Source organism: Martelella radicis (assembly GCF_014196625.1).
In the GTDB taxonomy this organism is placed as follows: Bacteria; Pseudomonadota; Alphaproteobacteria; order Rhizobiales; family Rhizobiaceae; genus Martelella; species Martelella radicis.
The window spans coordinates 1-20514 of the sequence record NZ_JACIDZ010000001.1; the positions used below are offsets into that span (position 1 = coordinate 1).

18 protein-coding genes and 2 tRNA genes are annotated in these 20514 nt (G+C 60.8%); 18 read left to right on the forward strand and 2 right to left on the reverse strand.

Annotation, left to right across the window (positions count from 1 at the left end):
- Window positions 1-79: 79 nt before the first annotated feature.
- Together GGR30_RS00005 and GGR30_RS00010 are read right to left on the reverse strand one after the other, a co-directional pair.
- Window positions 80-1513 (reverse strand): DUF6538 domain-containing protein, encoded by a 1434-nt coding sequence (locus tag GGR30_RS00005; protein WP_183480833.1) that lies wholly within the window; start codon window positions 1511-1513, stop codon window positions 80-82.
- Between the two features lie 101 nt (window positions 1514-1614).
- Window positions 1615-1690, reverse strand: a tRNA-Val gene (locus GGR30_RS00010).
- 374 nt (window positions 1691-2064) lie between these two features.
- Here GGR30_RS00010 and GGR30_RS00015 point away from each other — a divergent pair.
- The 18 genes from GGR30_RS00015 (at window position 2065) to GGR30_RS00100 (ending at window position 20418) form a co-directional block, all read left to right on the forward strand.
- Window positions 2065-2141, forward strand: a tRNA-Asp gene (locus tag GGR30_RS00015).
- Window positions 2142-2552: 411 nt separating this feature from the next.
- On the forward strand, window positions 2553-2918 hold the full coding sequence (locus GGR30_RS00020; RefSeq protein WP_024707025.1) for an NADH-quinone oxidoreductase subunit A: 366 nt from the start codon (window positions 2553-2555) through the stop codon (window positions 2916-2918).
- Window positions 2909-3487: a NuoB/complex I 20 kDa subunit family protein gene (locus GGR30_RS00025; protein WP_024707024.1), complete on the forward strand. Its 579-nt coding sequence runs from the start codon at window positions 2909-2911 to the stop codon at window positions 3485-3487. The genes GGR30_RS00020 and GGR30_RS00025 overlap by 10 nt, the downstream gene beginning before the upstream one ends.
- A 15-nt stretch (window positions 3488-3502) precedes the next feature.
- Complete coding sequence (locus GGR30_RS00030; protein ID WP_183480836.1) at window positions 3503-4099, forward strand: NADH-quinone oxidoreductase subunit C; 597 nt, start codon at window positions 3503-3505, stop codon at window positions 4097-4099.
- Between the two features lie 10 nt (window positions 4100-4109).
- Window positions 4110-4544: a GFA family protein gene (locus tag GGR30_RS00035; RefSeq protein WP_183480839.1), complete on the forward strand. Its 435-nt coding sequence runs from the start codon at window positions 4110-4112 to the stop codon at window positions 4542-4544.
- Entirely contained in the window at window positions 4541-5731 is a 1191-nt protein-coding gene (locus tag GGR30_RS00040; protein ID WP_138748491.1) for an NADH-quinone oxidoreductase subunit D, read from the forward strand. The genes GGR30_RS00035 and GGR30_RS00040 overlap by 4 nt, the downstream gene beginning before the upstream one ends.
- Before the next feature lie 122 nt (window positions 5732-5853).
- A complete protein-coding gene (gene nuoE / locus GGR30_RS00045) occupies window positions 5854-6816 on the forward strand; it encodes an NADH-quinone oxidoreductase subunit NuoE (RefSeq protein ID WP_183480842.1) in 963 nt (320 codons plus the stop codon).
- 9 nt (window positions 6817-6825) lie between these two features.
- A complete protein-coding gene (nuoF, locus tag GGR30_RS00050; RefSeq protein ID WP_183480846.1) occupies window positions 6826-8124 on the forward strand; it encodes an NADH-quinone oxidoreductase subunit NuoF in 1299 nt (432 codons plus the stop codon).
- Between the two features lie 87 nt (window positions 8125-8211).
- Window positions 8212-10293 carry an NADH-quinone oxidoreductase subunit NuoG gene (gene nuoG, locus GGR30_RS00055; protein ID WP_183480849.1) on the forward strand — a complete coding sequence of 694 codons (2082 nt, stop codon included), beginning with the start codon at window positions 8212-8214 and terminating at the stop codon, window positions 10291-10293.
- A 10-nt stretch (window positions 10294-10303) separates the two neighbouring features.
- Complete coding sequence (gene nuoH / locus GGR30_RS00060) at window positions 10304-11350, forward strand: NADH-quinone oxidoreductase subunit NuoH (protein WP_183480852.1); 1047 nt, start codon at window positions 10304-10306, stop codon at window positions 11348-11350.
- Window positions 11351-11390: 40 nt separating this feature from the next.
- The gene (gene nuoI, locus GGR30_RS00065) at window positions 11391-11882 is read left to right on the forward strand and encodes an NADH-quinone oxidoreductase subunit NuoI (protein ID WP_183480855.1); all 492 of its coding nucleotides are present in this window, start codon (window positions 11391-11393) and stop codon (window positions 11880-11882) included.
- Between the two features lie 139 nt (window positions 11883-12021).
- Complete coding sequence (locus GGR30_RS00070; RefSeq protein ID WP_183480858.1) at window positions 12022-12636, forward strand: NADH-quinone oxidoreductase subunit J; 615 nt, start codon at window positions 12022-12024, stop codon at window positions 12634-12636.
- 42 nt (window positions 12637-12678) lie between these two features.
- The gene (nuoK, locus tag GGR30_RS00075; protein WP_024707013.1) at window positions 12679-12987 is read left to right on the forward strand and encodes an NADH-quinone oxidoreductase subunit NuoK; all 309 of its coding nucleotides are present in this window, start codon (window positions 12679-12681) and stop codon (window positions 12985-12987) included.
- Between the two features lie 7 nt (window positions 12988-12994).
- Window positions 12995-15004: an NADH-quinone oxidoreductase subunit L gene (nuoL, locus tag GGR30_RS00080; RefSeq protein ID WP_183480861.1), complete on the forward strand. Its 2010-nt coding sequence runs from the start codon at window positions 12995-12997 to the stop codon at window positions 15002-15004.
- Complete coding sequence (locus GGR30_RS00085; RefSeq protein WP_183480864.1) at window positions 15004-16515, forward strand: NADH-quinone oxidoreductase subunit M; 1512 nt, start codon at window positions 15004-15006, stop codon at window positions 16513-16515. The genes nuoL and GGR30_RS00085 overlap by 1 nt, the downstream gene beginning before the upstream one ends.
- A gap of 17 nt (window positions 16516-16532) precedes the next feature.
- Window positions 16533-17972: an NADH-quinone oxidoreductase subunit NuoN gene (gene nuoN / locus GGR30_RS00090; protein WP_183480867.1), complete on the forward strand. Its 1440-nt coding sequence runs from the start codon at window positions 16533-16535 to the stop codon at window positions 17970-17972.
- Window positions 17973-18737, forward strand: a complete 765-nt coding sequence (locus GGR30_RS00095) for a biotin--[acetyl-CoA-carboxylase] ligase (RefSeq protein WP_183480870.1) — start codon at window positions 17973-17975, stop codon at window positions 18735-18737. It abuts the gene before it with no gap.
- 7 nt (window positions 18738-18744) lie between these two features.
- On the forward strand, window positions 18745-20418 hold the full coding sequence (locus GGR30_RS00100; protein WP_183480872.1) for a ribonuclease J: 1674 nt from the start codon (window positions 18745-18747) through the stop codon (window positions 20416-20418).
- Window positions 20419-20514: the final 96 nt, after the last annotated feature.

Below are 20514 nucleotides of genomic sequence, written 5' to 3' on the forward strand. Positions count from 1 at the left end.
GAGGAACTTGACCACAACCGCAGATCCGAAACATACCTAGCAGGCGGGTCAATTCTAGGTGGAAACGCCGGGTCAGTTCTCAGTGGCAATCAACACCCTCAGCGATCACAGCCGGATGGATAGGCACCCAGCGGCCTTTGTGGGTCTTGGTGGTGCGCTCGCCCTCGGCTTTGATGTGGACAAACCAGTGGCCTTCGATCTGCTCAAAGTCCTCGGGTCTGAGCTGGGCGGCCTCTCCGACACGCATTCCCGAGTATGCCATCAACCACGGCACCCAACGCCTCTCCGGCTTGGTCTCATTGCGGCTGGCCTTCAGGATAGCTTGGGCCTGTGCGAGGCTGTATGTCCGCTTGGCGCTATTGACCTCCTCTTTATCCGGGAGGTTCAGATGCTCCAGTGGCAGGCCGGTGGGGTAGAGCTGGCCGCTGCTCTGGCGCTGACCCCATTTGCATATTGCTTGGAGTGCAGCTCCCTTGTCCCGCACCGTGGTCCTTGAGGGACGGGGCTCTGCTTTAAACAGGTGGTCCATCCAGCGGGTGACCTCGCCGGGGGTAATGGTGGTGGCGTCCTCGCTATGCCGGTAGGCCGCAAACTCACTGGCGATGCGCCGGTACTTCTTGAGAGTCGCTGCCGACTTGCCCCGACGCGAGGCCATAAGGGACTCCTTGTCCCGGCTCCGCTTTTCCTCTTCGTCTATAATGTCAGAGAAGGTGGTGGTCTTGGTTGCTGCCTTTCGCGTACCCGGCTCGAAAGGTGGCAGTGCCCGCAGGCGCTCCTCCAGTTGATTGAGCTCCCGGTAGTCGAGCCCTAGTGTCTGCTCCAAGCCTCCCCGTGCCTCTGCCAACTGGCTGAGCATGAGGAGGTTTAGCTGGGCCTCATCAACAGCAGTGATGGGCTTGCCGTACTCATCCTTGACCGCTTGGGCTTCAGGGGTGACTTGTTGCTTGAGCCCCTCGGCCAAGGCCGGGGCAATGTCCGTGAGGAAGTAGCCGAACCTTCCGCTTTTTGCGTAGTCGGCTAGCAGCTTCCGGCTTAGCTCGTTGCGTTGCTCATCGTTCGCCGCAAGGAATCGCTTGAGGAATTGCAGGAAGTCAGTCCGCTCCTCTTCTGAGACCGCTTCAAGGGCTGCGCTGGTGTGCTGACCAAAATGGTGAGCTGGTGGCACCTGCAAAGGGAGAGGCGGCGGGGTGAACTCCGGGGTTGCCTTGTGGGTCTCGACAAAGCGCCGGGTGACTTCTCCGACCATCGCGGCCATGTCTGTATGTGTGAGGGTGGGAGGTGCGCCCGCAAGCGTTTGCCGCCAGCTTTCCCAAACTGAGTCCACCGCATCGCGTACTTTGGGGTAACGGCGCTGGGCTTCCTTGGGGTCTCGGGTTTGAAGGGAGCGGTGAACCTCGCCCCTGTATTTGATGCCGAGTGCTTTGAGTCGGCTCTTTGCCCGCTTCAGGTCCGAAGGCGTGTCCCGTCTGAAATAGAAAATTCCAGATTTCGGGTGTCGCCACGGGCCGCTCATGATCCACCTTCGTCGTATCAACACGTAGATGCCTTTCGTAGCAGTCCGGTGTAAGGAAAGCTAACGAAAACACTAACTTATTGCTTTTGAAGGAAGAAAACTGGTGGGCGATGAGAGGCTCGAACTCCCGACATCCTCGGTGTAAACGAGGCGCTCTACCAACTGAGCTAATCGCCCGCCCGTGTTGGTGAGGCGTGAAATAGGCGGATAGGACGAAAATCGCAAGAGGGTTTTTGCCGAATTTGCGTTTTTTTTCAAAAAGCCTGTGAATGACGCAGACGGCCCCGCAGGGCGCAGGAATCGATCCGTGCGGATTCGTTCGCGGGCGAGGGGAAAAGTGCAGTCGGGCGAACCGGAGCCGAGGCCGGTGAACATTTTTTCCGATGAGGATTTTGCCGGTTTTCCGGCCCTTCCAAAGCGGCCCGCGCAAAAAAATCAGAAATGCGAGATATGTCGCTTGACAGTAGCAGGCGTCCCCCTTAAACAGCCGCTCACGCCAGACAGACAAGCGCTCACGAAAACAAGCGCTTGCCCCTGAAACGGCCAAATGCGCGGGTGTAGCTCAGCTGGTTAGAGTGCCGGCCTGTCACGCCGGAGGTCGCGGGTTCGAGCCCCGTCACTCGCGCCATTTTCTCCTTCCCCTTCATGTTTTTCATCTTCTGCTGCATTGCGGCGCGGCAATATGATTTGTCGCGGGCGACTGGTTGGTCCTGTTCGCCAGGGCGCGGCGATTCCCGCGCGAACGAAGTTCGTCCCGGCTGACCTTGGCTCCGGACTTGCGGACCGTCATGGCGGCGTGCTGCGCTTCTTTCAAAGCGCAGCAAATTGCCGCACCTTGTTCAAAAGCCCGCAGGCGACGTAAAACCGCCGCATTCCCTTACCGAAAGATTGTTGCAGCGCCATGAAATGAAGTCGCAATGGCTTGCGCGAGCGCGTCGGCTGCGCTAACCACAACCCCGACATCTATCAATTTTCGGTCTCGCGGTTTATCCTGCGGGGTGCGCTGACCCGGGCGCCACCAAACGGCAAGGGTGTTTTTATGGCTGAAGTCCTCAGTTCCTACGTTCCGATCGTCATCTTTATCGCCATCTGTCTCATCATCGGGCTCGCCCTGATGGTCGCGCCCTTCGCGTTGGCCTTCAAGGCGCCCGATGCGGAAAAGCTTTCGGCCTATGAATGCGGCTTCAACGCATTCGATGACGCACGCATGAAGTTCGATATCCGCTTCTATCTTGTCGCGATCCTGTTCATCATCTTCGATCTCGAAGTGGCCTTCCTGTTTCCCTGGGCGGCATCCTTCGGCGATATCGGCTGGTTCGGCTTCTGGTCGATGATGGTGTTCCTCGGCGTGCTGACGATCGGCTTCATTTATGAATGGAAAAAAGGAGCACTCGAATGGGAGTGAGCCAGGACGAAACGCTGGTCGCGCCGGTTCCCAAGGGCGTGGTCGATCCGATGACGAACAAGCCGGTCGGCGCTGACGACCGCTTTTTCGGCGAAATCAACAATGAGCTTGCCGACAAGGGTTTCCTTGTTACCTCTTCCGCGCAGCTGATTACCTGGGCGCGCACCGGTTCCCTGATGTGGATGCAGTTCGGTCTGGCCTGCTGCGCTGTTGAGATGATGCAGATGTCGATGCCGCGCTATGACTGCGAGCGCTTCGGCTTTGCCCCGCGCGCTTCACCGCGCCAGTCGGACGTGATGATCGTTGCCGGCACGCTGACCAACAAGATGGCGCCTGCGCTTCGCAAGGTCTACGACCAGATGCCTGAGCCGCGCTATGTCATCTCCATGGGCTCCTGCGCCAATGGCGGCGGCTATTATCACTATTCCTATTCCGTTGTCCGCGGCTGTGACCGGGTTGTGCCCGTCGACATCTATGTGCCGGGCTGTCCGCCCACGGCGGAAGCGCTGCTTTACGGCGTTCTCCTTCTGCAGAAGAAGATCCGCCGGACCGGCACGATCGAGCGATAGCGGCGGGAGAGAGTTATGAGTGAAGCTTTGAACGATCTCGGCGCCCATATCCGCGAAGCCTGCGAGGGCGTGACGGATACCCGCATCGCCCATGGCGAGCTGACCGTTTTCACCACGCCGGCGGCGATCGTTGATGTCGCGAAATTCCTGCGCGATGACGGCCAGTGCGCTTTCGTCAACATCATCGATGTCTGCGGCGTCGACTGGCCGGGCAGGGCTCAGCGTTTTGATGTCGTCTATCATCTGCTGTCGCCGACCCAGAACATGCGCATCCGCGTCAAGGTCGCGGTCGAGGAGGATGAAGTGGTCCCCTCGATCACGTCGATCTTTCCGGGCGCCGACTGGTTCGAGCGCGAGACCTGGGACATGTACGGCATTCCCTTCTCCGGCCATCCGGATCTGCGCCGCATCCTGACCGACTACGGTTTCGAGGGCCATCCGCTGCGCAAGGATTTCCCGACGACCGGTTTCGTCGAGCTGCGTTATGACGAGGAAGCCAAGCGCGTGATTTACGAGCCTGTCGAACTTCGCCAGGAATTCCGCAGCTTCGATTTCCTGAGCCCCTGGGAAGGACCCGAATATGTCCTGCCCGGTGACGAGAAGGCGAGCTGAGGAGGGCGTGATGGCTGAACGGCTTTCCGGCGGCTGCATCTGCGGAGCGGTTCGTTTCGCCGCAACACCCGCAAGCGACGAGATGGGGGTCTGCCATTGCAGCCTCTGCCGGCGCTGGAGCGGCGGCGCCGGCTTTCTCGGCGTCGACTGCGGCACGGCCGTTGAGGTCGAAAACGAAGATATGCTTGGCGTCTACAAGTCGTCGGATTACGGCGAGCGCGTTTTCTGCAAGACCTGCGGAACGACGCTCTTCTGGCGCATGCAGGATGGCTCCGATATCGTCGTCTCCGCCCAGGCCTTCGATCAGCCCGAACGCTTCCGCTTCACCAGCGAGATTTTCGTCGACGAAAAGCCGGACAATTACGCCTTCGCCAACGATACCAAGAAGCTGACGTCCGCAGAGTTCTTTGCGGCTTATGCTGCACAACAGGATCCATCGGCATGACTGAACATAATGTCCGCAACTTCACGATCAACTTCGGCCCGGAACACCCGTCCGCCCACGGCGTGCTGCGTCTGGTTCTGGAGCTGGACGGCGAGATCGTCGAACGCGTCGACCCGCATATCGGCCTGCTTCACCGCGGAACCGAGAAGCTGATCGAGACCAAGACCTTCCTTCAGGCCGTGCCCTATTTCGACCGGCTGGACTACGTGGCGCCGATGAACCAGGAGCACGCTTTCGCGCTTGCCGTGGAGAAGCTGCTGGAAGTCGAGATCCCGATTCGCGGCCAGCTCATCCGCGTGCTGTTTTCCGAAATCGGCCGCGTTCTCAACCACCTTCTGAACTGCACCACCGCAGCCATGGACGTCGGCGCGCTGACGCCGCCGCTCTGGGGCTTCGAAGAGCGCGAGAAGCTCATGGTGTTTTACGAGCGGGCCTGTGGCGCGCGCATGCATGCGGCCTATTTCCGCCCGGGCGGCGTGCACCAGGACCTGCCGCCAGAACTCGTCGAGGATATCGGCAAATGGTGTGAACAGTTCCCGGCCAAGCTCAACGATATCGAAGCGCTTCTGGCGGGCAACCGCATCTTCAAGCAGCGCAATGTCGATATCGGCAATATCACGCTCGAGGACGCTTTCGCCTGGGGCTTTTCCGGCCCGATGGTGCGCGGTTCGGGCGCTGCCTGGGACCTCAGGCGCGCGCAGCCCTATGAATGCTATTCCGATCTCGATTTCGACGTGGTGATCGGCAAGAACGGCGACTGCTACGACCGCTGGGTTCTGCGCATCAACGAGATGCGCGAATCGGTGAAGATCATGAAGCAGTGCGTCGAGCGCCTTCTGGGCGATGCCAAGACCGGCCCGTTCAATTCGATGGACGGCAAGGTCGTGCCGCCGAAGCGGGCGCAGATGAAGCGTTCGATGGAAGCGCTGATCCACCACTTCAAGCTCTATACCGAGGGCTATCACGTGCCGGAAGGCGAGGTTTATGCCGCCGTCGAGGCGCCGAAGGGCGAATTCGGCGTCTATCTCGTTTCCGACGGCACCAACAAGCCTTATCGCTGCAAGATCCGCGCCCCGGGCTTTGCCCATCTTTCGGCGATGGACTTCATGTCGAAGGGCCATCAGCTTGCCGACGTCACCGCCATCATCGGGACGCTCGACATCGTGTTCGGTGAGGTGGACCGGTGAGCGCTGACGCCTTTCAAATTTCAAGAACCGCTTTTTGCTGTCCCGGACCGGTTGAAGGCCGGTGCCAGAACATGGGATATGCGAAAGCCGTGACCAGAACCTCCGAAGAGGTATAAGAGAGCATGTCCGTTCGTCGACTAGCCGATGAGAATGTCCAGCCTGCCGCTTTCGCGTTTTCAGACGAGAATGCCCGCTGGGCCGAAGCCACGATCAAGAAATATCCCGAAGGCCGCCAGCAGTCCGCCGTGATCCCGCTTTTGATGCGGGCGCAGGAGCAGGAAGGCTGGGTCACGCGCGCGGCGATCGAGAAGGTCGCCGACATGCTGTCCATGCCGCTGATCCGGGTGCTCGAAGTCGCGACCTTCTATACCCAGTTCCAGCTGAAGCCGGTTGGCACCAAGGCGCATATCCAGGTTTGCGGCACGACGCCCTGCATGCTGCGCGGCGCGGGAGACCTGATCAATGTCTGCAAGAAGAAGATCGGCCCCGCAGCGCTCGAGCCGAATGCCGAGGGCACGCTTTCCTGGGAAGAGGTCGAGTGCCAGGGCGCCTGCGCCAACGCGCCGATGGTGATGATCTTCAAGGATGCCTATGAGGACCTGACGCCGGAACGGCTGGAGGAAATCATTGATGCCTTCGAGGCAGGCCGCGGCGATGAGATCAAGCCCGGACCGCAGATCGACCGCTGGTTCTCCGCGCCGGAAGGCGGGTTCACCTCGCTCACGGACGATGATGATGATGACGCCGGTGCGGACGACGAGACCGATGAGGGCGCCGGTTCGCCGGAAGCGCTCGACGGCGCTGAAGGCGATCGTCCCCCGGCTGCCGACCAGAAGCCGGAAGAGCCCGATGACCTGAAGATGATTTCCGGCGTCGGTCCGAAGATCGAGAAGCTTCTGAACGATATCGGCATCTACAAATTCGAGCAGATTGCCGCATGGACGCCGGGCGAATGCGCCTGGGTGAATGCCTCGCTGAAGCTTGGCGGCCGCATCGAGCGCGATGAATGGCTGCGCCAGGCGAACGTTCTCGCCAAGGGCGGGATCGAGGAATATGAAAAAGTGTTCGGCAGAACAGCGCGCTAGGAGTGAAGCATGTTAAAAGACAAGGACCGCATCTTCACCAACCTCTACGGCCATCGCGACAAGTCGCTGAAGGGCGCCATGGCGCGCGGCTCGTGGGACAATACCAAGGCGCTGGTCGACAAGGGCCGTGACTGGATCGTCCAGGAGATGAAGGATTCCGGTCTGCGCGGTCGCGGCGGCGCGGGCTTCCCGACCGGTCTCAAATGGTCGTTCATGCCCAAGGATGACCGTCCGCACTATCTCGTTGTGAACGCTGACGAATCCGAGCCCGGCACCTGCAAGGACCGCGAGATCATGCGTCATGATCCGCATCACCTGATCGAGGGCTGCCTGCTTGCCGGCGTCGGCATGGGCGCGCATACGGCCTATATCTACATTCGCGGCGAATTCATGCGCGAGCGTGAGGCGCTGCAGGCGGCGATCGACGAGTGCTACGCGGCCGGCCTTCTCGGCAAGAACAACAAGTGCGGCTGGGACATGGACGTTTATGTCCATCACGGCGCTGGCGCTTATATCTGCGGCGAGGAAACGGCGCTTCTGGAAAGCCTGGAAGGCAAGAAGGGCCAGCCGCGGCTGAAGCCGCCGTTCCCGGCCAATATGGGCCTCTACGGCCTGCCGACGACGGTGAACAATGTTGAGTCGATCGCTGTCGCGCCGACGATTCTGCGCCGTGGCGCAAGCTGGTTCTCATCCTTCGGCCGTCCGAACAATGTCGGCACCAAGGTGTTCATGGTCTCCGGCCATGTGAACCGTCCCTGCGTGGTCGAGGAAAGCCTCGGCATCACCTTCCGCGAACTGATCGAGAAGCATTGCGGCGGCATTCGCGGCGGCTGGAACAATCTTCTGGCGGTCATTCCCGGCGGCGCGTCCTGCCCGGTGGTCAAGGGCGAGGACATGATGGACGTGCAGATGGACTTTGACGGTCTGCGCGAGGTCAAGTCCTCCTTCGGAACCGGCGGCGCCATCGTCATGGACAAGTCGACCGACATCATCAAGGCGATCGCGCGTCTGGCGGAATTCTTCAAGCATGAGAGCTGCGGCCAGTGCACGCCGTGCCGCGAAGGCACCGGCTGGATGTGGCGCGTGATGGAGCGCATGGTCGAAGGCCGCGCCCAGAAGCGCGAGATCGACATGCTGTTCGAAGTCACCAAACAGGTTGAAGGCCACACGATCTGCGCGCTCGGCGATGCCGCAGCCTGGCCGATCCAGGGCCTGATCCGCAATTTCCGTCCGGAAATCGAAAAGCGGATCGACCAGTACACCGCCAACGCCACGTCGGACGGCGCGGTGATGGAAGCGGCCGAATAAGAACATGATTGCCGGTCCCGGTCGGGCGGGGCGGGCGCAAAACCTTGAAAGCCGGTGCGGAGCACGGGCGAAGCGGGAAGAACGGATATGGTAAATCTGATTGTAGACGGCAAGGAAATCGAGGTTCCCGACCACTACACGCTGCTGCAGGCGGCTGAGTCGGCGGGCGCCGAAATCCCGCGCTTCTGCTTTCACGAGCGGCTGTCGATTGCCGGCAATTGCCGCATGTGCCTCATTCAGGTGAAGGGTGGACCGCCGAAGCCGGCAGCCTCCTGCGCCATGGGGGTCAAGGACATTCGCGGCGGACCGGACGGTTCTCTGCCGGAAATTTATACCAAGACGCCGATGGTGAAGAAGGCGCGCGAAGGGGTGATGGAGTTCCTGCTCATCAACCATCCGCTTGATTGCCCGATCTGCGACCAGGGCGGCGAATGCGACCTGCAGGACCAGGCCATGGCCTTCGGCATCGACGCCTCGCGCTATCAGGAAGACAAGCGCGCCGTCGAGGACAAGTATATCGGCCCGCTGGTGAAGACGGTGATGAACCGCTGCATCCACTGCACGCGCTGCGTCCGCTTCACCACGGAAGTGGCCGGCATTTCCGAGCTTGGCCTGATCGGCCGCGGCGAGGATGCCGAGATCACCACCTATCTGGAACAGGCGATGACGTCGGAACTGCAGGGCAATGTCGTCGACCTCTGCCCGGTTGGCGCGCTGACCTCCAAGCCCTTCGCCTTCACCGCCCGTCCGTGGGAGCTGAACAAGACCGAGTCCATCGACGTGATGGATGCCGTCGGTTCCGCGATCCGCGTCGATACGCGCGGCCGCGAAGTGATGCGCATCATGCCGCGCGTCAATGAAGAGGTGAATGAGGAGTGGATCTCCGACAAGACCCGCTTCATCTGGGACGGCCTGCGCACCCAGCGCATCGACAAGCCCTATATCCGAGTCAACGGCCGCCTGCAGGCATCGAACTGGAATGATGCCTTCGCCGCCATCAAGTCGGCGGTCGACGGCGTTGCCGGTGATCGCATCGGCGCGATTGCGGGCGATCTGGCAAGCGTCGAGGAAATGTACGCGCTGAAGGGCCTGATGGCTTCGCTCGGCTCGGCCAATATCGACTGTCGTCAGGATGGCACGAAGCTTGACCCGGCCAATGGCCGCGCGAGCTATCTCTTTAACCCGACGATCGAAGGCATTGAAAATGCTGACGCTCTTCTGATCATCGGCGCAAACCCGCGCTTCGAGGCTTCGGTGCTTAACGCCCGGATCCGCAAGCGCTTCCGCAAGGCCAATTTCCCGATCGCCGTGATCGGCGAGCAGGCGGACCTGCGCTACGATTATGAGTATCTCGGCGCCGGCCCGCAGACGCTGTCGGATCTCGCCTCCGGTTCGCTCGCCTTCCTCGATGTGCTGAAGAAGGCCGAACGTCCGATCATCATGGTCGGGCAGGGCGCGCTTTCGCGCGAAGACGGCGCGGCCGTGCTGGCCAAGGCGGCTCAGCTTGCCGGCGATGTCGGCGCCGTGACGGCGGACTGGAACGGCTTTGCCGTGCTGCATACCGCGGCCTCGCGCGTCGGCGGCCTCGACATCGGCTTCGTGCCGGGCGAAGGCGGCAAGGATGCGGCCGGGATGCTCGGCGATACGGATGTTCTCTTCCTGCTCGGCGCCGACGAACTTGATTTCTCCGCCAAGAAGGCCGGCTTCACCGTCTATATCGGCTCGCACGGCGATGCCGGCGCGATGAATGCCGATGTGGTTCTGCCGGCGGCAACCTATACGGAAAAATCGGGAACCTACGTCAATACCGAGGGTCGCGTGCAGATGACCAACCGCGCCGGCTTTGCGCCGGGTGACGCGCGCGAGGACTGGGCCGTGCTCAGGGCGCTTTCGGGCGTCCTCGGCAAGACGCTGCCTTACGATTCACTGATGGCGCTGCGGGCAGCCCTTTACGGCGAGTATCCGCACCTCGCCGCGCTTGACGCGATCGCTGACGCTGATATCAAGGCGGTCGAAACGGCGGCATCGAAGGGTGGGGATCTCGCAGAAGCCGGTTTCGTCTCGCCGATCACCGATTTCTACCTGACCAACCCGATTGCCCGGGCCTCTGCCGTGATGGCCGAATGCTCGGCGCTGGCGCGCAATAATTTCAAGGCAGCGGCGGAATAAGGACCGAACAATGGATTCTTTTGTCTCAACCTATCTCTGGCCCGGACTGATCATGGTCGGTCAGTCGCTGCTGCTGCTGGTCCTTCTGCTTGTCGGTATCGCCTTCATCCTGCTCGCCGACCGCAAGATCTGGGCTGCCGTGCAGATGCGTCGCGGCCCGAATGTGGTGGGTCCCTTCGGCCTGTTCCAGTCCTTTGCCGACCTGTTCAAGTTCGTGCTGAAGGAGCCGATCATTCCGGCGAGCGCCGACAAGGTCGTGTTCCTGCTGGCGCCGCTGATCTCGGTGACGCTGGCGCTGGCGACCTGGGCGGTGATGCCGGTTGCGGACGGATGGGTGATCGCCAACATCAATATCGGCATCCTGTATATCTTCGCCATTTCCTCGCTTGAAGTTTACGGCGTGATCATGGGCGGCTGGGCGTCGAACTCGAAATACGCCTTTCTCGGCTCGCTGCGTTCGGCGGCGCAGATGGTGTCCTATGAAGTCTCGATCGGCCTCGTCATCGTCACCGTGTTGCTGACCGTCGGATCGCTGAACCTGTCGGACATCGTCTTCGCCCAGACGACTGGCCTCGGCACCATGCTTGGCCTGCCGAACTCGTTCCTTGACTGGAACTGGCTGGCGCTGTTCCCGATGTTCATCGTGTTCTTCATCTCGGCGCTGGCCGAAACCAACCGTCCGCCCTTCGACCTTCCGGAAGCCGAATCCGAACTCGTCGCCGGCTTCATGGTCGAATACGGCTCGACCCCGTACATGATGTTCATGCTCGGCGAATATGCGGCCATCGTGCTGATGTGCGCGCTGACGACGACGCTGTTCCTCGGCGGCTGGCTGCCGATCATCGATGTCGCGGTGCTGAACTGGATCCCGGGCGTCATCTGGTTCCTGATCAAGGTTTGCCTCTGCTTCTTCATGTTCGGCATGGTGAAGGCATTCGTGCCGCGCTACCGCTACGACCAGCTGATGCGTCTCGGCTGGAAGGTCTTCCTTCCGCTGTCGCTCGCCATGGTCGTCATCGTGGCCTTCGTTGTTAAACTGACCGGCTGGGTGGGCTGATTGATGGTGCTTTTCGAAGTGCCGGATTGGAGAATTTGAAATGGGTTCTGTTGCTCAGGCTTTCAATGCCGTCTTCCTGAAGGAGTTCGTCGGCGCGTTCTTTCTGACGATGCGCTACTTCTTCGCCCAGAAGTCGACGGTCAACTATCCCTTCGAGAAGGGACCGGTGAGCCCGCGCTTTCGCGGCGAGCATGCGCTGCGCCGTTATCCCAACGGCGAGGAACGCTGCATCGCCTGCAAGCTGTGCGAGGCGATCTGTCCCGCCCAGGCCATCACCATCGAGGCCGGTCCGCGCCGCAATGACGGCACGCGCCGCACGGTGCGCTACGACATCGACATGGTGAAATGCATCTATTGCGGTTTCTGCCAGGAGGCATGTCCGGTGGAAGCCATCGTCGAGGGGCCGAACTTCGAGTTCGCCACCGAGACGCGCGAAGAACTTTACTATGACAAGGAACGTCTCCTCGCCAATGGCGACCGGTGGGAGCGCGAGATCGGGCTCAACATCGCGATGGACGCGCCCTACCGCTGAGACGCGAGCAAATACATGGCCGGGCGGCGTGAAGCCGGCCGGTGAAACGATCTGAGAACGGAAAGCCTGGCCAGTCGGCCGGTTTTTCAATGAGACGCGTCCGGGGTTTCCGCGACGTACAGGAAGAGAAGGCACCAAGATGGGTCTCCAGGCTCTTTTTTTCTATATTTTCGCGTTTATCGCCGTGGCCTCGGCGTTCATGGTGATTTCCGCGCGGAACCCGGTCCATTCGGTCCTGTTTCTGATCGTGGTGTTCGTGAATGCCGCTGCGCTGTTCATCCTGGCCGGCGCGGAATATCTCGGCCTGTTGCTGCTCGTCGTCTATGTCGGCGCTGTCGCGGTGCTGTTCCTCTTCGTGGTGATGATGCTGGACATCGACTTCACCGCGCTCAGGTCCGGCATATTGCGCTACGCCCCGGTCGGCGCGCTGATCGGCGTTGTGCTTCTGGCCGAACTGATCGTGGTTGTCGGCGGCACCTTCATCTCGCCGGAGATCGCATCCAACACGGCGATGCCGATGGACCCCTTGTCCGAAACATCGAGCGTTCAGGCGATCGGCGACGTGATCTACACGCATTACGCCTATTTCTTCCAGGTCGCGGGGCTGATCCTGCTGGTGGCCATGATCGGCGCGATCGTGCTGACGCTGAAGCATCGTACGGACGTGAAGCGCCAGAACATCGGCAAGCAGGTGGCGCGTACGCCCGAGACGGCGCACGAGGTCGTCAAGGTCAAGCCCGGCCAGGGCCTATAATTTACGAGAATTCAGCAGGGATACGGACTCAAGGACAGAGCAATGGAAATCGGACTTTCCCACTACCTGACGGTCAGTGCCATACTTTTCACGATCGGCGTTTTCGGCATCTTCCTGAACCGGAAGAACGTCATCATCATTCTCATGTCCATCGAGCTGATCCTGCTTTCGGTCAATCTCAACATGGTCGCCTTCTCCGCCTTCCTGAACGATCTGGTCGGCCAGGTCTTCGCGCTCTTCATCCTCACGGTGGCGGCGGCGGAAGCGGCGATCGGACTGGCGATCCTCGTGGTGTTCTATCGTAACCGCGGCTCGATTGCGGTCGAAGACGTCAATATGATGAAGGGCTGACCTCCAGATGATCTACAAACTCATCATTTTCCTGCCGTTGCTCGGCTTCCTCATCGCGGGCCTCTTCGGAAACCGGATCGGCGCCAAGGCGACCGAATGGGTGACCATCGCCTTCATGGCGGTCGCCGCCATCCTGTCCTGGTACGTCTTCATCTCGGTCGGTTTCCTTTCTCACGCCGAGGATCTGGTGATCCAGGTTCCGGTGATGCAGTGGATCTCCTCCGGCGACATCGACGTCGCCTGGTCGCTGAGGATCGATACGCTGACGGCGGTCATGCTGGTCGTGGTCAACACGGTCTCCTGTCTCGTCCACCTCTATTCGGTGGGCTACATGCACGATGACCCGCATCGTCCGCGTTTCTTCGCCTATCTGTCGCTGTTCACCTTCGCCATGCTGTCGCTGGTGACCTCCGACAATCTCCTGCAGATGTTCTTCGGCTGGGAAGGCGTCGGTCTTGCCTCCTATCTGCTGATCGGTTTCTGGTACAAAAAGCCGTCGGCATGCGCCGCCGCGATGAAGGCTTTCATCGTCAACCGTGTCGGCGACTTCGGCTTCCTGCTCGGCATTGCCGGCCTGTTCTTTCTGGCGCACACGATCAATTTCGATCCGATCTTTGCCGCCGCCGAGCGCATCGCCGACAATCATGAGGCTGCGGTTGCGGCCGGCGAGCAGGTGCCGGTGCTGCACTTCCTCGGCATGGACCTGACCCTGATGCATGCGATCACCGCGATCTGCCTGCTTCTGTTCATGGGCGCGATGGGCAAATCGGCGCAGTTCCTGCTGCACACCTGGCTGCCTGACGCCATGGAAGGCCCGACGCCTGTTTCGGCCCTTATCCATGCCGCGACCATGGTGACGGCCGGCGTCTTCCTGGTCGCGCGCATGTCGCCGCTGTTTGAACTTTCTCCCTCGGCACTGACCTTCGTGACGCTGATCGGCTCGATCACCGCGCTCTTTGCGGCAACCATCGGACTGGTGCAGAACGACATCAAGCGCGTGATCGCCTATTCGACCTGTTCGCAGCTCGGCTACATGTTTGCCGCACTCGGGGCAGGGGCCTACGGCGCTGCCGTCTTCCACCTCTTCACCCACGCCTTCTTCAAGGCGCTCCTGTTCCTTTGCGCCGGTTCGGTCATCCATGCCGTTTCCGGCGACCAGGACATGCGCCGCATGGGCGGCCTCAGGAAGCATATCCCGATCACCTTCTGGGGCATGATCTTCGGCACGCTTGCCATCACCGGCGTCGGCATTCCCGGCACTGTCATCGGTGCGGCCGGCTTCTTCTCCAAGGATGCGATCATCGAGGCGGCCTTCGTTTCGGCAAGCCCGCTGGCCAACTTCTCCTTCTGGGCGCTGGTCATCGCCGCCGTGCTGACGGCCTTCTACTCATGGCGTCTGATCTTCATGACCTTCTTCGGCAAGCCGCGCGCTTCTTCCGATGTCATGCATCATGTTCATGAATCGCCCTGGGTCATGCTGATCCCGCTGATCGTGCTTTCGGTCGGTGCGCTCTTCGCCGGTGTCGTCTTTGCCGAGTTCTTCTACGGCCATCACTATGCCGAGTTCTGGAAGGGGGCGCTGTTCACCGGACCGCATAACGAGGTTCTGGAAGAGCACCATCATGTTGCTCTGTGGGTCAAGCTCTCGCCGTTCTTCGCCATGCTGATCGGTACGGTTGTCGCGATCTACATGTACCTGATCAAGCCGGCATCGGCGCCGGCGATGGCGCGTGCCTTCCCGCGGATCTACGCATTCCTGCTCAACAAGTGGTATTTCGATGAACTGTACGACTTCCTGTTCGTCCGTCCCGCCAAGAAGCTCGGGCACTTCCTGTGGCAGAAGGGGGATGTGGGCGTGATTGACCGGTTCGGACCCAATGGCATTGCCGCGCTTGTGGTTGATGTCACCAACCGGGTGGTCAAGCTGCAGTCCGGTTATGTTTACCACTACGCGTTTGCCATGCTGATCGGCGTTGCCGCTCTCGTAACGTGGATGATGCTCGGAGGGGCGCTGTAATGAGCGACTGGCCAATTCTCTCAACAGTCACCTTCCTGCCGCTCGTCGGTGTGGTGCTGATCCTGTTTACCCGCGATGACAACGAGACGGGCCTGCGCAACATCCGCAATGTTGCGCTGCTCACGACGCTGTTCACCTTCGTCGTATCGCTGTTCATCTGGGTCAATTACGATCCGGCGGATCCGAACTTCCAGATGATCGAGAACCACGCGTGGCTCGGAACCGGTATCTCCTACCATCTCGGCGTTGACGGCATCTCTATGCTGTTCATCCTGCTGACGACGGTGCTGATGCCGCTTTGTATCCTCGCATCGTGGGAAGCCATCACCTATCGGGTGAAGGCCTATATGATCGCCTTCCTCATTCTGGAAACGCTGATCATCGGCGTGTTCGTCTCACTCGATATCGTGATGTTCTACATCTTCTTCGAGGCAGGCCTGATCCCGATGTATCTGATCATCGGCATCTGGGGTCACGACCGGCGCGTCTACGCCTCGCTGAAGTTCTTCCTCTACACCTTCGCCGGCTCGGTCTTCATGCTGTTGTCGATCATGGCGATCTACTGGGTGACGGGCACGACCAGTGTTCCGGTGCTCCTGGAATATGATTTCCCGGTGAACCTGCAATACTGGCTGTTCCTCGGCTTCTTTGCATCGTTCGCGGTCAAGATGCCGATGTGGCCGGTGCACACCTGGCTGCCGGATGCCCACGTGGAAGCGCCGACGGCGGCCTCGGGCGTGCTGGCAGGCGTGCTGCTGAAACTCGGCGGCTTCGGCGTGTTGCGCTACTCGATGCCGATGTTCCCGGACGCGTCCTATTACTTCGCGCCGCTGATCTTCGCGCTGTCGATCATCGCCATCATCTACGCCTCGCTCGTGGCGCTGATGCAGACCGACATGAAGAAGCTGATCGCCTATTCATCGGTCGCGCATATGGGCTACGTGACCATGGGCATGTTCTCGGCAACGACAGAGGGCATCGAGGGCTCGATCTTCCTGATGTTGTCGCACGGCATCGTTTCGGGCGCTTTGTTCTTCTGCGTCGGTATCGTCTACGACCGCATGCATACGCGTGAGATCGCGGCCTTCGGCGGTCTGGTGAACAACATGCCGAAATTCGCTGTCGCCTTCATGATCTTCACCATGGCCAATGTCGGGCTTCCCGGCACGTCGGGCTTCATTGGCGAATTCCTGACGGTGATCGGCGTGTTCCAGGTCAATACCTGGGTGGCCGTGTTTGCCGCCACCGGCGTCATCCTTTCCGCCGCCTATGCGCTCTGGCTTTATCGCCGCGTGATCTTCGGCGCACTGGAGAAGGACAGCCTCAAGGCGCTGCTCGACCTTTCCACGCGCGAGAAGTTCGTTCTCTACCCGCTGATCATCCTGACGATTTTCTTCGGTGTCTATCCGGAGCCGATCTTCGCGGCGATCCACGGCCCGGTAGCCCAGATCGTTCAACACTATGACGCTGTTCTGGAATCCACCAAGAACATCGCGCTGCCGGTATACTGAGACAGGATCTTTTGGACATGACCTCGGAACTCCTACTTTCAAGTCTGAAGCTGATCATGCCGGAGCTGATCCTTTCGATCGGCGCCATGGTCCTGTTGATGATCGGAGCCTTTGCCGGTCGCAAGAGCGGTCCGGCGATCGTCGGGCTTTCGGTCTTTCTTCTGATCGCGGCTTTCGGCGCTCTGTTCTGGGCGGGCTCGGGCACGGCCTTCAACGGGTCGCTCACCTTCAACGCCTTCACCCGTTTCATGCAGGTGCTGGTGCTGATCGGCGCGGCCTTGTCGATGATCCTGTCTGTCGGCCATGAGGAGCCGGAATATCTCGATCGCTTCGAGTTTCCGGTGCTGATGCTGCTGTCGACCACCGGCATGATGCTGATGGTTTCGGCCAACGACATGCTGGCCTTCTACATGGGCCTCGAACTGATGTCGCTGCCGCTTTATGTGATCGCGGCGATCAACCGGGACAGCCTGCGTTCCACGGAAGCGGGCCTGAAATATTTCGTTCTCGGCTCGCTGTCGTCCGGCATGCTGCTCTACGGCATTTCGCTGATCTACGGCTTTACCGGCAATATCGGTTTTGAGGCGATCGCAAACCAGATCTCGCTCGGCGAGACCGGTCTCGGCTTCATCTTCGGCATGGTCTTCGTGCTGGCCGGCATCACCTTCAAGATTTCCGCCGTTCCCTTCCACATGTGGACGCCGGACGTCTATGAGGGCGCGCCGACGCCGGTCACGGCCTTCTTCGCATCCGCGCCGAAGGTTGCCGCCATGGCGATCATCATTCGCCTGCTGATTGATGCCTTCGGCCCGGCCGTCGACCAGTGGCGCCAGGTCGTGGTGTTCATCGCCATCGCCTCCATGGTGCTCGGCGCCTTTGCCGCGATCGGTCAGCGCAACATCAAGCGTCTGATGGCCTATTCCTCCATTACCCATATGGGTTACGCGCTGGTCGGTCTTGCCGCGGGCACGGAAGTCGGCGTCAGCGGCGTTGCCATCTACATGGCGATCTACCTGTTCATGACGCTGGGCGCCTTCGCCATCATCATGGCGATGCGGCTGAAGGAAGGCGGCAATGTCGAGAACATCGACGATCTTGCCGGACTGTCGCAGACCAAGCCGGTCATGGCCGTGGTGCTGACGGCGCTGATGTTCTCGCTTGCGGGCGTTCCGCCGCTGGCGGGCTTCTTCGGCAAGTACTTTGTCTTCCTGGCGGCGATCAACGCGCATCTTTATACGCTGGCGATCATCGGCGTGCTCTCCTCGGTCGTTGCCGCGTTCTACTATCTGCGCATCGTCAAGGTGATGTGGTTCGATGAGCCGACCGTAGAATTCTCTCGGGTCGCCGTGGAGCTGCGCTTCGTCTTCGGTCTGAGCGGTCTCTTCGCCATCGGCTATTTGCTGTTCGGCGGTCCGTTGAACACGGCTGCGCAGTCCGCCGCAGCGGCGCTGTTCTAGATGGCGGCGGGAAACCCCGCCGCTGCCTATCGGCATGAGGCGCTTGGTTCAGTCGCCTCGACCAATCTTTCCGCGATGGAGCGGGCCGAGGCCGGTGACCCCGGCCTTCTCTGGATCACGGCGGACGAGCAGACAGGCGGACGGGCACGGCGCGGCCGCAACTGGATTTCCGAGCGGGGCAATCTCTATGCCTCGCTTCTGCTTGTTGATCCGGCGCCGTTTTCATCCCTGTCGTCCTTGCCGCTGGTCGCCGCCGTAGCGGTCCATGGCGCCATCAGCAGCATGATGGCCGGTAATGGCAGCGAGGTCGCGATCAAATGGCCGAATGACGTGCTGATCGACCGGAAGAAGGTTTGCGGCATTCTGCTGGAAGCGCGCAAACTTGCCGATGGTCGTTCCGCGGTTGTCATCGGTATCGGGATCAATGTTGGATTTTCGCCGGAAGGAACCCCATATCCGGTGGCAAGACTGGCCGATTATGTTGCCGGCGCCGATCCCCAGGTTCTTTTTGCCCATCTGTTCTCGATCATGGCGGATGAGCTTTCGATCTGGGATGGCGGGCGTGGCGTCGGCCGGACCGTTTCCCGCTGGCGCGCTGCCGCCTGCGGCATCAATGAACGGATCACCATCAATCTGGCCCGCGAGCAGGTCTCCGGGCTTTTTGCCGGCATCGATGATTCCGGCATGCTGAAACTTGAAACGGAAGAGGGTTCGCGCACCTTTGCTGCTGGCGATGTCTTCTTCGAAAACAACAAGAACGGATAACGCTTAAATGGCGGACAATAAGAACGAACTGGTTTTCCTGCCCCTCGGCGGGCTCGGTGAAATCGGCATGAACCTCGCGCTATACGGCTATGGCCCTGCGGAAAAACGCGAATGGATCATGGTCGATTGCGGCGTCACTTTTCCCGGGCCCGAACTGCCCGGCGTCGACCTGGTGCTGCCCGATATCGAATTCGTGCGCGAACAGCGCGCCAATCTGAAGGCGATGATCATCACGCACGCGCATGAGGATCACTACGGCGCGATCGCGACGCTGTGGCCGGGCCTCAATGTGCCGATCTACGCTTCGCCCTTCACCGCGGGCCTGCTGGAGGCCAAGCGCGAATATGAAAGCTGGATGCGCGAAATCCCGGTGACGATCTTCAAGGCCGGCGACACCATCAATGTCGGGCCGTTCACGGTGGAGGGCGTGCCCGTCAACCACTCGATCCCGGAACCGATGGCGCTTTCGATCCGCACCCCGCTCGGCAATATCGTCCATACCGGCGACTGGAAGATCGACCATGCGCCGACGCTCGGCCCCAAGACCGACGAAGCCCGGTTCCGCGCCATCGGCGACGATGGCGTGCTGGCGCTGATGTGCGATTCCACCAACGCCATGCGCGACGGCGTGTCGCCTTCCGAAGAGGAGATTTCGGCAAGCCTCAGAACGGTCATTGAAAACGCGGAAGGCCGCGTCGCGCTGACCACGTTTTCTTCCAATATCGGCCGCATCCGCTCGATCGCCAAGGCCGCCGACGAGGCGGGCCGCCAGGTGCTGCTGCTCGGCTCCTCGTTGAAGCGCGCGGTTGCCGTCGCCCGTGATCTCGGCATGATGGAGGGCGTGAAGCCGTTCGTCGACGAGGACGAGTTCGGCTATATCCCGCGCGACAAGGTGGTTGCGATCCTGACCGGTTCGCAGGGCGAGCCGCGCGCCGCCCTTGCCAAGCTCTCGCGCGACGAGATGCGCAATGTGGCGCTTGCCGCCGGCGATCTGGTGGTGTTTTCCTCGCGCGCCATTCCGGGCAACGAGAAGGCCATCCAGGACATCAAGAATGGTCTGGTCGAGCAGGGCGTCCATATTCTCACCGACAATGAGGCTCTGGTTCATGTCTCCGGCCATCCGCGCCGCAATGAACTGCAGCAGATGTATGATTGGATCCGGCCCGAAATTCTTGTACCGGTTCACGGCGAGGCCGCCCATCTGATCGCCCAGAAGGAGCTGGCCGAACAGAGCGGCATTTCCCAGGTCCCGCGCGTACGCAACGGCGACATGCTGCGCCTTGCGCCGGGTCCGGCCGAGGTGATCGGCCATGTCGAGGCGGGCCGCGTGTTCAAGGACGGCAAGCTGATCGGGGACTTTGACGAAATGGGCATCGGCGAGCGTCGCAAGCTCTCCTTCGTCGGCCACGTCTCCGTCAATGTCATACTGAATTCGAAGTTCGAGTTTTCCGGCGATCCCGACGTCGTGCCGGTCGGTCTTCCGGGCTTTGACGACGACGACGAGAAAATGGAGGACGTGCTGTTCGACGCCGTTCTCGGCGCTGTCGAAAGCATTCCGCGCTCGCGCCGCAAGGATCTCGGCATGGTCAAGGAAGCCATCCGCCGATCTGTGAGGGCCGCTGCCAATGAATGCTGGGGCAAGAAGCCGGTGGTAACGGTTTTTGTGAACAAGCTGAACTGACAGCACCGTCTACGCCGTGTTTGATCCGCCAAGGGGAGCGGGTCTGAGGGCCACATTTGCGGTGGTTGCCAGCCTGCGTGCAACGGCAGAGAACGC